Below are 12,333 nucleotides of genomic sequence, written 5' to 3' on the forward strand. Positions count from 1 at the left end.
GCCTGCACTGCCCACTTTTACGGAGTGCTTCTTGTGGGGCACTCTGAGCGGCAGTTGACCGTTAGCTAAGTCGTCCTATTAGTCGAACCTCAAGACCGTCACCCTTGACGCAGTAGCGCGGGGGTCGCAGGAGGCACCGTGCTCACCGCGTTCGCCCGGGCGTTCAAGACGCCCGACCTGCGCAAGAAGCTGCTCTTCACGCTCGGCATCATCGTGATCTACCGGATCGGAACACACATTCCGATCCCCGGCGTCGACTACAGGGCCGTTCAGGTCTGCATCGACCAGGCGAGCACCAACCAGGGCCTGTTCGGTCTGGTCAACATGTTCAGTGGTGGCGCGCTGCTGCAGATCACGATCTTCGCGCTCGGCATCATGCCGTACATCACGGCGAGCATCATCCTGCAGCTGCTGACCGTCGTGATCCCGCGCCTGGAAGCCCTCAAGAAAGAGGGCCAGGCAGGCACGGCCAAGATCACGCAGTACACCCGCTATCTGACCGTGGCGCTCGCCATCCTGCAGGGCACCGGCCTGGTGGCCACCGCCCGCAGCGGTTCGCTGTTCCCGAACTGCCAGGTGGCCGGCCAGATCGTGCCGGACCGCTCGATCTTCACCACCATCGTGATGGTCATCACCATGACCGCCGGTACGGCCACCGTCATGTGGCTCGGTGAACTCATCACCGACCGCGGCATCGGCAACGGCATGTCTATCCTGATGTTCATCTCGATCGCCGCGACCTTCCCGGCCGCGCTGTGGTCCATCAAGCAGCAGGGCGACCTGGCGGGCGGCTGGATCGAATTCGGCACGGTCATCGCCGTCGGTCTGTTCATGGTCGGCCTGGTGGTCTTCGTCGAGCAGGCTCAGCGCCGAATTCCGGTGCAGTACGCGAAGCGCATGATCGGCCGCCGTTCCTATGGCGGTACTTCCACCTACATCCCGCTCAAGGTGAACCAGGCGGGTGTGATTCCGGTCATCTTCGCGTCGTCGCTGCTCTACATCCCGGCGCTGATCGTGCAGTTCGCCGGCTCCCAATCATCGGGATGGGCGAGCTGGATCACAGCGAACCTCGCCAACACGGCGGCGCCCGTGCACGTCACTTTGTACTTCTTCCTGATTGTGTTCTTCGCGTTCTTCTACGTGGCCATCTCGTTCAACCCCGAGGAAGTCGCGGACAACATGAAGAAGTATGGTGGCTTCATCCCGGGCATCCGGGCTGGCCGACCGACCGCTGAGTACCTTTCGTATGTGCTCAACCGGATCACCTGGCCGGGCTCGCTGTACTTGGGTCTGATCGCTCTCGTGCCGACGATGGCGTTGGCTGGTTTCGGGGCAAACCAGAACTTCCCGTTCGGTGGTACCAGCATCCTGATCATTGTGGGTGTCGGTCTCGAAACGGTGAAGCAGATCGAGAGCCAGCTCCAGCAGCGCAATTACGAAGGGTTCCTCCGCTGATGCGTATCGTCCTCGTCGGGCCGCCGGGTGCCGGTAAGGGAACGCAGGCCGCGTTCCTCGCCAAGAACCTGTCGATCCCGCACATCTCCACGGGCGACCTGTTCCGCGCCAACATCAGCCAGCAGACGGAGCTCGGGAAGCTCGCGAAGTCCTACATGGACGCGGGCAACCTGGTGCCGGACGAGGTCACCATCGGGATGGCCAAGGACCGCATGGAGCAGCCGGACGCCGAGGGTGGCTTCCTGCTGGACGGCTTCCCGCGCAATGTCTCCCAGGCTGAGGCGCTCGACGAGATGCTCCAGTCCGAGAGCATGAAGCTGGACGCGGTGCTGGACCTCGAGGTCCCCGAGGAAGAGGTCGTCAAGCGGATCGCCGGGCGGCGGATCTGCCGCAAGGACTCCAGCCACGTCTTCCACGTCACGTACAGCCAGCCGAAGAAGGAAGGCGTCTGCGACGCCTGCGGCGGCGAGCTGTACCAGCGGGACGACGACTCCGAGGAGACCGTCCGCACGCGGCTGGAGGTCTACCACACGCAGACCGAGCCGATCATCGACTACTACAAGGCGCAGGGGCTGGTCGTCACCATCTCCGCGCTGGGCAAGGTCGAAGAGGTCACGGCCCGCGCGATGGAGGCGCTTCAGCGCGACGAGGACGGCAAGTAAGAGCGCTCTTGGCTCGTACGTAGCTCAGGCCGCGGTTCCCTCTCGGGGGCCGCGGCTGCTGCGTGGGGTGGGGCGCTCCGGCTCCGCCCTTATGGTTGAAGCAGTCCCCTCTATCCAGCCCAAGAAAGGCCCCCGTCCCCATGGTGCAGATCAAGAGCCCCGAGCAGATCGCCAAGATGCGTGAGGCGGGGCTGGTCGTCGCCGCCATTCACGCGGCCACGCGTGAGGCCGCGGTGCCCGGGGCCAGCACCAAGGATCTGGACGAGGTGGCCCGCAAGGTGCTCGCGGAGCACGGGGCCAAGTCGAACTTCCTCGGCTACGGCGGCTTCCCCGCGACGATCTGCACCTCCGTGAACGACGTCGTCGTCCACGGTATCCCGTCCGAGGACGTCGTCCTCAAGGACGGCGACATCATCTCCATCGACTGCGGCGCGATCATCGACGGCTGGCACGGCGACGCCGCGTACACGGCGTTCGTCGGGTCCGGTCACGCCCCGGAGCTGATCGAGCTCTCCCGGGTGACCGAGGAGTCGATGTGGGCCGGCATCGCGGCTATGAAGCAGGGCAACCGCCTCGTCGACGTCTCCCGTGCCATCGAGACGTACATCCGCCGGCAGCCGAAGCCCGGTGGCGGCAAGTACGGGATCATCGAGGACTACGGCGGTCACGGCATCGGCACCGAGATGCACATGGACCCGCACCTGCTGAACTATGTCGAGAAGCGGCGGGGGAAGGGGCCGAAGCTGGTCCCTGGCTTCTGCCTCGCCATCGAGCCGATGGTCTCCCTGGGCACCCCGAAGACGAAGGTCCTCTCGGACGACTGGACCGTCATCACGACCGACGGTACGTGGTCGTCCCACTGGGAGCACTCGGTTGCGCTGACCGAGGAGGGGCCGCTGGTGCTGACCGCTCCCGACGGGGGCAAGGCGAAGCTGGCGGAGCACGGGATTGTCGCTGCGCCGGATCCCTTGGTCTGAGTACGCCTTGCGCAGTTCCCCGCGCCCCTTCGGGGCGCTTAACGATCTGTCCTCTGGGGCAGGATCTCTCGATTCGTGTTTCCGGGAGCGCTGACGTAGACTGACTCGTCGGCTCTCGTGCACCCGCATGTCTGCATGCGCCCGTAAGGGACGCAGGGGAGTCGATCAAGGTAGTCGATTCCGAAGGGCAAAGCGTGGCCAAGAAGCAAGGTGCCATCGAGATCGAGGGCACTGTCGTCGAGTCTCTGCCGAACGCCATGTTCAAGGTCGAGCTCCAGAACGGCCACCAGGTCCTGGCACACATCAGCGGCAAGATGCGTATGCACTACATCCGCATCCTCCCTGACGACCGGGTCGTGGTGGAGCTGTCTCCGTACGACCTGACGCGTGGCCGGATCGTCTACCGGTACAAGTAGATCTTGCCCCCGCCCCGGGCCTCCCGAGGCGATGGCACTGACCCGGAGAACCTCACCCAATGAAGGTCAAGCCGAGCGTCAAGAAGATCTGCGACAAGTGCAGGGTGATCCGCCGTCACGGCCGGGTCATGGTCATCTGCGAGAACCCGCGCCACAAGCAGCGCCAGGGCTGACGCACGATCGTCCACTCCCTCTGCATCGATATCGCAGAGATTCGCGCGACGCGAGCTGAATATGTTCATACGCAGAATCCAGGCCGAGCGATCGTGCCTGACACCCCCGGTTCGGAGGCCGGGGACCCAGTTCGTACCTAATCTTTGGCTGCATCTTTTGAACAGCGTGAAGAGGCCGGCGGCTGGGAGTCGGTTCTGCGGAAGACCTCCGAAGATCACCAGGAGCCATTGAATGGCACGCGTTTCCGGTGTTGACATCCCGCGCGACAAGCGCGTGGAGGTCGCCCTCACCTACGTGTTCGGCATCGGCCGGACCCTCTCGCAGGAGACGCTGGCAGCGACCGGCGTCAACCCGAACACCCGCGTTCGCGACCTCTCCGAGGAGCAGCTCGTCGCGATTCGCGAGTACGTGGACAACAACATCAAGACCGAGGGTGACCTCCGTCGCGAGATCCAGGCCGACATCCGCCGCAAGGTCGAGATCGGCTGCTACCAGGGTCTCCGTCACCGTCGCGGTCTGCCCGTCCGCGGTCAGCGCACCAGCACGAACGCTCGTACCCGCAAGGGCCCGCGTCGCGCCATCGCCGGCAAGAAGAAGCCGGGCAAGAAGTAGTCCTCAGCGGACAACGCTTCATCAGCGGTCTTCGCTGTAGGACCGACCACCTCCCCGTAGGAGTTACTAGATGCCCCCCAAGGGTCGTCAGGGCGCTGCCAAGAAGGTGCGCCGCAAGGAAAAGAAGAACGTCGCTCACGGCCACGCGCACATCAAGAGCACGTTCAACAACACGATCGTCTCCATCACGGACCCGTCCGGCAACGTGATCTCCTGGGCCTCCGCCGGCCACGTCGGCTTCAAGGGCTCCCGGAAGTCCACGCCGTTCGCCGCGCAGATGGCTGCCGAGTCGGCTGCCCGCCGCGCTCAGGAGCACGGCATGCGCAAGGTCGACGTGTTCGTGAAGGGTCCGGGTTCGGGTCGTGAGACCGCGATCCGTTCGCTTCAGGCGACCGGTCTCGAGGTCGGCTCCATCCAGGACGTCACCCCGACCCCGCACAACGGCTGCCGTCCGCCGAAGCGTCGTCGCGTCTGACGTACGGCTGCTTCGCAGCAGGCTTGGTTTCGGGCGGTACGGCTCTGTAGGGGGCGTATCGCCCGTACCCTTGCAGTACCCGTCCCTTTTGCCGGGGACGGTTCCGTCGGGCGTCAAATAGCGGGCGTCCACGAAAGAAGGATCTGATCCACACATGCTGATCGCTCAGCGTCCCTCGTTGACCGAAGAGGTCGTCGACGAGTTCCGCTCACGGTTCGTGATCGAGCCGCTGGAGCCGGGCTTCGGCTACACCCTCGGCAACTCCCTGCGCCGGACCCTCCTGTCCTCGATCCCGGGTGCGGCGGTCACGTCCATCCGTATCGACGGCGTGCTGCACGAGTTCACCACCGTGCCGGGCGTCAAGGAGGACGTCACCGACCTGATCCTCAACATCAAGCAGCTGGTCGTCTCCTCGGAGCACGACGAGCCTGTGGTGATGTACCTGCGCAAGCAGGGCCCGGGTCTGGTCACCGCCGCCGACATCGCGCCGCCGGCCGGTGTCGAGGTGCACAACCCCGACCTCGTCCTCGCCACGCTCAACGGCAAGGGCAAGCTGGAGATGGAGCTCACGGTCGAGCGTGGCCGCGGTTACGTCTCCGCCGTGCAGAACAAGCAGGTGGGCCAGGAGATCGGCCGTATCCCGGTCGACTCCATCTACAGCCCGGTGCTGAAGGTCACGTACAAGGTCGAGGCCACGCGTGTCGAGCAGCGCACCGACTTCGACAAGCTGATCGTCGATGTCGAGACCAAGCAGGCGATGCGTCCGCGTGACGCCATGGCGTCGGCCGGTAAGACGCTGGTCGAGCTGTTCGGTCTGGCCCGTGAGCTGAACATCGACGCCGAGGGCATCGACATGGGCCCGTCCCCCACGGACGCTGCCCTCGCCGCCGACCTGGCGCTGCCGATCGAGGAGCTCGAGCTCACGGTTCGGTCGTACAACTGCCTCAAGCGTGAGGGCATCCACTCCGTGGGTGAGCTCGTCGCTCGTTCTGAGGCCGACCTGCTCGACATCCGTAACTTCGGTGCGAAGTCGATCGACGAGGTCAAGGCGAAGCTGGCCGGCATGGGCCTGGCCCTGAAGGACAGCCCGCCCGGATTCGACCCGACCGCCGCGGCGGATGCCTTCGGCGCGGACGACGATGCAGACGCCGGGTTCGTCGAGACCGAGCAGTACTAAGAGCTCGGGACCGACTGCCGGTTCTTGGGTGCGGGCGCGCTGTGGCTTGTCGCGCAGTTCCCCGCGCCCCTTCCGGACGGCGCCCCTTCGGGGCTGTCGTCCGGATCTCCGACGGGCGACCGCCCGCTCGGATACTGACCCCGGTACCTGATACGGCCGGGGCAGACACTGAGGAGAAACACCATGCCGAAGCCCGCCAAGGGTGCCCGTCTGGGCGGCAGTGCCGCGCACGAGAAGCTGCTTCTCGCGAACCTCGCGAAGGCGCTGTTCGAGCACGGCCGTATCACCACCACCGAGGCGAAGGCCCGCCGTCTGCGGCCGTACGCCGAGCGTCTGGTCACCAAGGCGAAGAAGGGCGACCTTCACAACCGCCGTCAGGTGCTCCAGGTCATCACGGACAAGAGCGTCGTCCACACGCTCTTCACCGAGATCGGCCCGCGGTACGAGAACCGTCCGGGTGGCTACACCCGTATCACCAAGATCGGTAACCGCCGTGGCGACAACGCGCCCATGGCTGTCATCGAGCTGGTCGAGGCGCTGACGGTTGCGCAGGAGGCCACGGGCGAGGCCGAGGCGGCGACCAAGCGTGCCGCCAAGGACGCCGAGGTTGCCGAGGTTGCCGAGGCCAAGGTCGACACGACCAAGGCCGACGAGGCTGCTGAGGCTCCCGCCGAGGAGTCGAAGGACGCCTAAGCGTCTGCCGGGTGGCTGCCATATTGCGGCTGCGGCTTCGTCGTGGTTGTTCGCGCAGTTCCCCGCGCCCCTGAAGGGGCGACTGCGGGCCCGTTCCTTTCGAGGAGCGGGCCCGCTTTTGTGTACCTGAGAGGATCTGTGTGTGAGTGATGAAGTAGCAGCCGGTTACGTCCGTCTCCGTCTTGATCTGTCCTATGACGGCGCCGAGTTTCACGGGTGGGCCAAGCAGGCCGGTGGGCGGCGGACTGTGCAGGGGGAGATCGAGGATGCGCTGCGGACCGTCACGCGGTCGGGGGGCACGACGTATGAGCTGACCGTGGCGGGGCGTACCGATGCCGGGGTGCATGCGCGGGGGCAGGTGGCACATGTCGATCTGCCGGAGTCGGTCTGGCGTGAGCACCACGAGAAGCTGCTCAAGCGGCTCGCCGGGCGGTTGCCCAAGGATGTGCGGGTGTGGGCCCTGAGGGAGGCGCCCAGTGGGTTCAATGCGCGGTTCTCGGCGGTCTGGCGGCGGTACGCGTATCGCGTCACCGACAATCCCGGCGGTGTCGATCCGCTGCTGCGCAGTCACGTCCTCTGGCACGACTGGCCCCTCGACGTCGACGCCATGAACGAGGCGGCGCGGCGGCTGCTCGGGGAGCATGACTTCGCTGCCTACTGCAAGAAGCGGGAGGGGGCCACCACGATCCGCACGTTGCAGGAGCTGAGCCTGGTGCGGGGGGACGACGGGATCATCACCGCGACGGTTCGGGCCGATGCCTTCTGCCACAACATGGTGCGGTCGCTCATCGGGGCGCTGCTGTTCGTGGGGGACGGGCACCGGCCCGCCGACTGGCCCGGCAAGGTGCTCGCCGCCGGCGTACGGGACTCCGCCGTGCATGTCGTACGGCCCCATGGGCTGACCCTCGAAGAGGTCGGGTATCCCGCCGACGAGTTGCTCGCGGCGCGGAGCAAGGAAGCGCGGAACCGGCGGTCTCTGCCCGGGACGTCCGGATGCGAAACCTGTTAGTTACCCGACATTTGGGGTCGGATAGCGCTCATGTCGGGACTTACTGGGCGTAAGTCCCCTTGTTCCCCCTTACGACCTTCATACCTCTCGTATAGCCTTTCGAGGCTCGATCGTTAGTTCGGGCCGCTCGGCCGTTGTTCGAGAAATCGACATGGGGAGGGCCGAGTAGGGGTGGGGGTCAGCGGGCCGTATCCGGGCCCGGGGGTGGGTTTTGCATGAGTTCAGTTGGTCCTGCGCGGACTGGGGGGCGCCGAACCGCGCGTCAGAACAGTGCCGGTGGACGGCGCAAGGCGGGGCGGGGTGTGGGTGCCCCGTTGGGGCTGCTGCCGCTACCGCCGACGGACAAGGAGAAGTACTCCTATGCGCGTCGGCATCTGTGGATCCTGACGATCAGTTCGCTGATCAGCTTCTGCTGCCTGGTGGTGAGCCAGTTCAAGCTGGCCCAGTCGACGCCGGTGCTGTGGATCTACACGCCGCTGCTGGTCTTCACGGTGCTGTACTACCTGGTGTCGCTGCGGGTGAACGGCTTCACCCGGGACTTCGACATCGCGCATCACAAGCGGCTGGTGCACAACTGGCGGCCGGAGGTCTATCCGACGGTCGATGTCTTTCTTCCGGTGTGCGGTGAGCCCATCGAGGTGCTGCACAACACCTGGCGGCATGTGCGGGAGATGGCCGACCGGTATCCGGGGGTGTGTGTTCCGTTCGTGCTCGACGACGGTGCCAGTCCTGAACTCGCCGCCATGGCCCGGGACTTCGGGTTCCGCTACGGCACCCGGGAGAACCGTGGCTGGTTCAAGAAGGCCGGCAACCTGCACTTCGGGTTCGGGCAGTCCGACGGCCAGTACATCCTGATCCTGGACGCCGACTTCACCCCGCGCGCCGACCTGCTCCAGGAGCTGCTGCCGTACATGGAGGCGGACCCGCGCATCGGGATCGTCCAGTCGCCGCAGTACTTCCGGGTGCTGGACTCGCAGAACTGGATCGAGCGCGGCGCGGGTGCGGTGCAGGAGCTGTTCTACCGGTCCGTGCAGGTGTCGCGGCAGGGCAGCGACGGTGCGATCTGTGTGGGCAGTTGCGCGGTGTACCGGCGGGCGGCTCTGGAGACCAACGGCGGTACGACGCTGATCGAGCACTCCGAGGACGTGCACACCGGCTTCGACCTGCGCGGGCTCGGCTGGGATCTGCGGTACGTGCCGGTCGCGGTGTCGACCGGGGTGTGCCCGGACACCGCGGGCGCCTTCTTCAACCAGCAGTACCGCTGGTGCTCCGGCTCGATGAGCCTGCTCGGCAGCAGGAAGTTCTGGCAGCGCAAGATCAAGCTCTCCAGCCGCCTGTGCTACATGTCCGGGTTCTTCTACTACATCCACACGGCGCTGTTCACCTTCGCCGCCCCGGTCATCCCGATCGTGCTGCTGCTGATGATGCCGGAGAAGCTCCAGGTCGAGCATCTGATCCTGGTGCTGCCCAGCATCCTCTACACCACGATCATCTTCCCGATGTGGCACAAGGCGCCCTACCGCCTGGAGGCCTGGGCGGCCCGCATGATGTACGGCTGGGCGCACGTCTTCGCCATCTGGGACATCCTCCGCAAGAACCGCATGGGCTGGCAGCCCACCGGCTCCTCCGGCGCCAAGAAGAACAAGACCCGGCGCTTCTGGATCGGCATGTGGGTGTGGAGCGGCGGTACCGCGCTGATCTGGGTCGTGGGAGCGGTCTACCGGACGTTCACCATGGACGCCCCGGACTTCGCCCTGATCCTGTCCTCCGGACTCTTCTACGCCCTCGTCGTGGGCCGTGTCCTGGTCCAGCCCCGCGAGAAGGCGGTGACTGCCTGATGCGGTCGTTCACTCGTATCCGTACGGCTTTGGCGGCCTGTCTGCTCGCCGGCGCGCTCGCCCTCACCGGTTGCTCGATCCTCGGCGAGGAGTCGGACGGTCCCTCGCAGACCGGGCAGCGGGACGAGACCGGCGCCGATGCCGGGGCCGGCTCCGAGGCCGACGTGCCCTACGACGTCGTACCGCTTCTGAAGCCGGGCAAGAAGTACTTCGGCGCCGCTGTCGACGGTGCGCCGATCTCCATGAAGGGCGTCGACACGTACACGAAGATGGTCGGCAAGCAGCCGAACCTCATCGAGTACTACGCCGCCTGGGGCGACGGCTTCGACGCCACCGGTGTGCGCAACGCCTGGGGTGAGGGTGCCATGACGCTGATGTCGTGGGAGCCCTTCGACACCCCGATCGCGGACATCGCGGCGGGCAAGTCGGACGCGTACATCAAGGAGTACGCGACGGCGGTCCGCAAGCTGAACCTGCCCGTCGTGATTTCCTTCGCCGACGAGTTCAACGGCCACTGGGAGAAGTGGGGCACGAAGAACGTGACCCCCAAGGACTACGTGGCCGCCTGGCGGCACATCCACGAGACCTTCATCGACGTCGGCGCCTCGAACGTCATCTGGTCCTGGTCGCCCAACATCGTCAACCCGGTCAAGAGCGTGAAGCTCAAGCCGTACTACCCGGGCGACGCCTATGTCGACTGGGTCGGGCTGATCGGTTACTGGACGATCGCCGAGGACAACGCCTTCGACAGCGTCTTCGGGCCGACCCGGGACCAGGTCCGCACCTTCACCAAGAAGCCGATGATCCTGCTGGAGACCGCCGCGATGGCGGGTGAGCGGCGCCGTGCCGACATCCGCAATCTGTTCGCGGGCGTCGCGGCGGACGACGACATGCTCGGCTTCGTCTGGTTCAACCACAAAAAGCGTGCCGACTGGCGACTGGAGGCGAGCCCGCTGGCGCTGAAGGAGTTCAAGCGCCTGGCCGCCGACGACAGCTTCGGCTTCGACGTACGGAAGCCGTGATGACCTCCCGACGCGATCACTACACGCCTCAGCCCTACGATCCGTATGCCGAGGACGACTCGACCTGGTTCAACTCCGACGGCCAGGCACCGCAGGCGCGGCAGGGGTACCGGTACGGGTACGACGACCAGAACTACGGCTACCAGCAGTACGAGCAGTACGAGCAGTACGCCGGCGCCGTCCCGCAACAACCGCAGGGGCAGCACGAGGACCAGCCGACGTACGCGCTGCGCACGGTCCAGTACCAGCAGGTGCCGGACGACGAGCCCGAGTACCACATCCCCGAAACGCCGGAAGCCGGCTGGGAGATGGCGGCGAGCAGGCGGCGGGCCTGGGTCAGCCGGGCCGTGCTGCTGTGCATCATGGCCATCCAGGCGGCACTGTCGCTGCGTCTGTCGAACACGGCGTTCCAGGACGAGGCGCTGTACCTGGCGGCCGGCCATGCCCAGCTGGACCACATGCTCAACGGCACCGAGCTGCCTCGGGACTACGCCGCGTACTTCTCCGGCTCACCGCAGCTCTACCCGCTGCTCGCCGCGCTCGTGGACGCGAAGTTCGGACTCGCCGGGGCGCGGACGCTGAGCCTGTTCTTCATGCTCTGCACGACCGGGCTGCTGTATTCGTTCACCCGGCGCCTGTTCAACGAGCGGGCCGCGCTGGCCGCCGCCGCCCTGTTCGCGGTGCTCCAGTCGACCGTCGTCATGGGCTACTTCGCCACCTATGACGCGGCCGCGGTGTTCCTGCTGGCCCTGACCACCTGGATCGTCGTACGCACCGACCGGGCGCCCGTGATCGCCGTGCTGCTGGCCGCGCCCGTCGGGGTGCTGGCGGTCGGGGTGAAGTACGCGTCCGCGCTGTACCTGCCGACCATCGTCGTGCTCGCGCTGCTCACCGCGTGGCCGCACAAGGGCGGCAAGGCCTTCGTGCGGATGGTGGTGCTCGCCCTCGGCATCGGCGGCCTGATGGCGGCGGGGATGTACACCACCGACCTCATGGCCGGTGTGCGGCAGACCACCACCGACCGTCCCCATGGCACCGACTCCGTCGAGTTCCTGCTGGAGCAGACCGCCAAGTGGGGCGGGCTGATGTTCCTCGCCGCAGTCGGCGGCGCCGTCTCGTACGTCCGGCGCAGCCGTATGAACGAGTCGCCGCTGGCCCTGCGGCTCAGCGGCCCCGGGTGGCGCTGGCGGGCCCTGCTCGGGCTGGTGCTGTGCGGCACGGCCGTACTGGCACCGGCGTACCAGATCCATCTGGGGACCGTGGTCTCGCTGTTCAAGCACGTCGGCTTCGGTCTGCTCTTCGCCGCGCCGATGGCCGGCGTGGGAGTGACCCGCCTGGTGGGTGCGCACTTCCGCTATCCGCAGCTCGGCGTCATGCTCTGGACCGCCGTGCTGTGCCTGGGCATTCAGCAGGCGGACTGGCGCTTCGACATCTGGCCGAACTCCACGAAGATGATCAATGCCATCGAGCCCCATGTGGACTCCAAGGGCGAATACCTCGCCTCGACGCCCGAGGTGCCCGTCTACTACCTGTACGACAAGTCCAGCCACCGTCAGTGGCACAGCCTCTTCGGCATGGAGTACAAGGACGCGAAGGGCAAGTACTACGGCGGCGACGAGGCGTACAAGGCGGCGGTGAAGGCCGGCAAGTTCGACCTGATCGTCCTCGACGGGCTCACCAACCCGAGGGTGGACGACATCGTCGCCGCCGCGACCAAGGGCAACTCGCACTACCGGCTGCTGGCCGAGATCCCGTTCCGCAACGCGAACGGCACGAGCGAGTACCGCATCTGGATCAAGACCTCCTGAGCGCATCCGCGCTGA

13 protein-coding genes are annotated in these 12,333 nt (G+C 66.2%); all 13 read left to right on the forward strand.

All coding sequences use genetic code 11. The features are described 5' to 3' along the window. Positions 1-138: 138 nt before the first annotated feature. The 13 genes from secY to EHO50_RS23465 all read left to right on the forward strand — a co-directional run bounded on the left by secY (position 139) and on the right by EHO50_RS23465 (position 12,318). On the forward strand, positions 139-1,455 hold the full coding sequence (secY, locus tag EHO50_RS23405) for a preprotein translocase subunit SecY (protein ID WP_128433134.1): 1,317 nt from the start codon (positions 139-141) through the stop codon (positions 1,453-1,455). Then, positions 1,455-2,117: an adenylate kinase gene (locus EHO50_RS23410; protein WP_128433135.1), complete on the forward strand. Its 663-nt coding sequence runs from the start codon at positions 1,455-1,457 to the stop codon at positions 2,115-2,117. Before secY ends, EHO50_RS23410 begins: the two co-directional genes overlap by 1 nt. A gap of 140 nt (positions 2,118-2,257) precedes the next feature. Next, positions 2,258-3,094, forward strand: coding sequence for a type I methionyl aminopeptidase (gene map, locus EHO50_RS23415; protein WP_128433136.1), 837 nt, complete (start codon positions 2,258-2,260; stop codon positions 3,092-3,094). Positions 3,095-3,288: 194 nt separating this feature from the next. After that, positions 3,289-3,510, forward strand: coding sequence for a translation initiation factor IF-1 (gene infA, locus EHO50_RS23420; RefSeq protein ID WP_003948620.1), 222 nt, complete (start codon positions 3,289-3,291; stop codon positions 3,508-3,510). 59 nt (positions 3,511-3,569) lie between these two features. After that, positions 3,570-3,683 carry a 50S ribosomal protein L36 gene (gene rpmJ / locus EHO50_RS23425; RefSeq protein ID WP_003998809.1) on the forward strand — a complete coding sequence of 38 codons (114 nt, stop codon included), beginning with the start codon at positions 3,570-3,572 and terminating at the stop codon, positions 3,681-3,683. Between the two features lie 232 nt (positions 3,684-3,915). Continuing rightward, the gene (gene rpsM / locus EHO50_RS23430) at positions 3,916-4,296 is read left to right on the forward strand and encodes a 30S ribosomal protein S13 (protein WP_128433137.1); all 381 of its coding nucleotides are present in this window, start codon (positions 3,916-3,918) and stop codon (positions 4,294-4,296) included. Positions 4,297-4,366: 70 nt separating this feature from the next. Further along, the gene (rpsK, locus tag EHO50_RS23435) at positions 4,367-4,771 is read left to right on the forward strand and encodes a 30S ribosomal protein S11 (RefSeq protein ID WP_003956432.1); all 405 of its coding nucleotides are present in this window, start codon (positions 4,367-4,369) and stop codon (positions 4,769-4,771) included. Positions 4,772-4,925: 154 nt separating this feature from the next. Next, on the forward strand, positions 4,926-5,948 hold the full coding sequence (locus EHO50_RS23440; protein ID WP_003966937.1) for a DNA-directed RNA polymerase subunit alpha: 1,023 nt from the start codon (positions 4,926-4,928) through the stop codon (positions 5,946-5,948). 183 nt (positions 5,949-6,131) lie between these two features. Continuing rightward, positions 6,132-6,641 carry a 50S ribosomal protein L17 gene (gene rplQ / locus EHO50_RS23445; protein WP_062702560.1) on the forward strand — a complete coding sequence of 170 codons (510 nt, stop codon included), beginning with the start codon at positions 6,132-6,134 and terminating at the stop codon, positions 6,639-6,641. Between the two features lie 142 nt (positions 6,642-6,783). Continuing rightward, positions 6,784-7,650 (forward strand): tRNA pseudouridine(38-40) synthase TruA, encoded by an 867-nt coding sequence (gene truA, locus EHO50_RS23450; protein WP_128433138.1) that lies wholly within the window; start codon positions 6,784-6,786, stop codon positions 7,648-7,650. A gap of 419 nt (positions 7,651-8,069) precedes the next feature. After that, positions 8,070-9,488, forward strand: a complete 1,419-nt coding sequence (locus tag EHO50_RS23455) for a glycosyltransferase family 2 protein (RefSeq protein ID WP_128433483.1) — start codon at positions 8,070-8,072, stop codon at positions 9,486-9,488. Next, entirely contained in the window at positions 9,488-10,510 is a 1,023-nt protein-coding gene (locus EHO50_RS23460) for a glycoside hydrolase family 26 protein (RefSeq protein ID WP_128433139.1), read from the forward strand. Before EHO50_RS23455 ends, EHO50_RS23460 begins: the two co-directional genes overlap by 1 nt. Beyond that, positions 10,510-12,318: an ArnT family glycosyltransferase gene (locus tag EHO50_RS23465; protein WP_128433140.1), complete on the forward strand. Its 1,809-nt coding sequence runs from the start codon at positions 10,510-10,512 to the stop codon at positions 12,316-12,318. The genes EHO50_RS23460 and EHO50_RS23465 overlap by 1 nt, the downstream gene beginning before the upstream one ends. Positions 12,319-12,333: the final 15 nt, after the last annotated feature.

The sequence above is a fragment of the Streptomyces cyaneus genome, from assembly GCF_004028635.1.
GTDB lineage: Bacteria > Actinomycetota > Actinomycetes > Streptomycetales > Streptomycetaceae > Streptomyces > Streptomyces cyaneus.

Bases quoted from the DNA above. Each gene is read 5' to 3' on its own strand.
- EHO50_RS23410 (WP_128433135.1), top strand. From the start codon at position 1,455: ATGCGTATCGTCCTCGTCGGGCCGCCGGGTGCCGGTAAGGGAACGCAG.
- map (WP_128433136.1), top strand. From the start codon at position 2,258: ATGGTGCAGATCAAGAGCCCCGAGCAGATCGCCAAGATGCGTGAGGCG.
- rpmJ (WP_003998809.1), top strand. From the start codon at position 3,570: ATGAAGGTCAAGCCGAGCGTCAAGAAGATCTGCGACAAGTGCAGGGTG.
- rpsM (WP_128433137.1), top strand. From the start codon at position 3,916: ATGGCACGCGTTTCCGGTGTTGACATCCCGCGCGACAAGCGCGTGGAG.
- rpsK (WP_003956432.1), top strand. From the start codon at position 4,367: ATGCCCCCCAAGGGTCGTCAGGGCGCTGCCAAGAAGGTGCGCCGCAAG.
- EHO50_RS23440 (WP_003966937.1), top strand. From the start codon at position 4,926: ATGCTGATCGCTCAGCGTCCCTCGTTGACCGAAGAGGTCGTCGACGAG.
- rplQ (WP_062702560.1), top strand. From the start codon at position 6,132: ATGCCGAAGCCCGCCAAGGGTGCCCGTCTGGGCGGCAGTGCCGCGCAC.
- EHO50_RS23460 (WP_128433139.1), top strand. From the start codon at position 9,488: ATGCGGTCGTTCACTCGTATCCGTACGGCTTTGGCGGCCTGTCTGCTC.
- EHO50_RS23465 (WP_128433140.1), top strand. From the start codon at position 10,510: ATGACCTCCCGACGCGATCACTACACGCCTCAGCCCTACGATCCGTAT.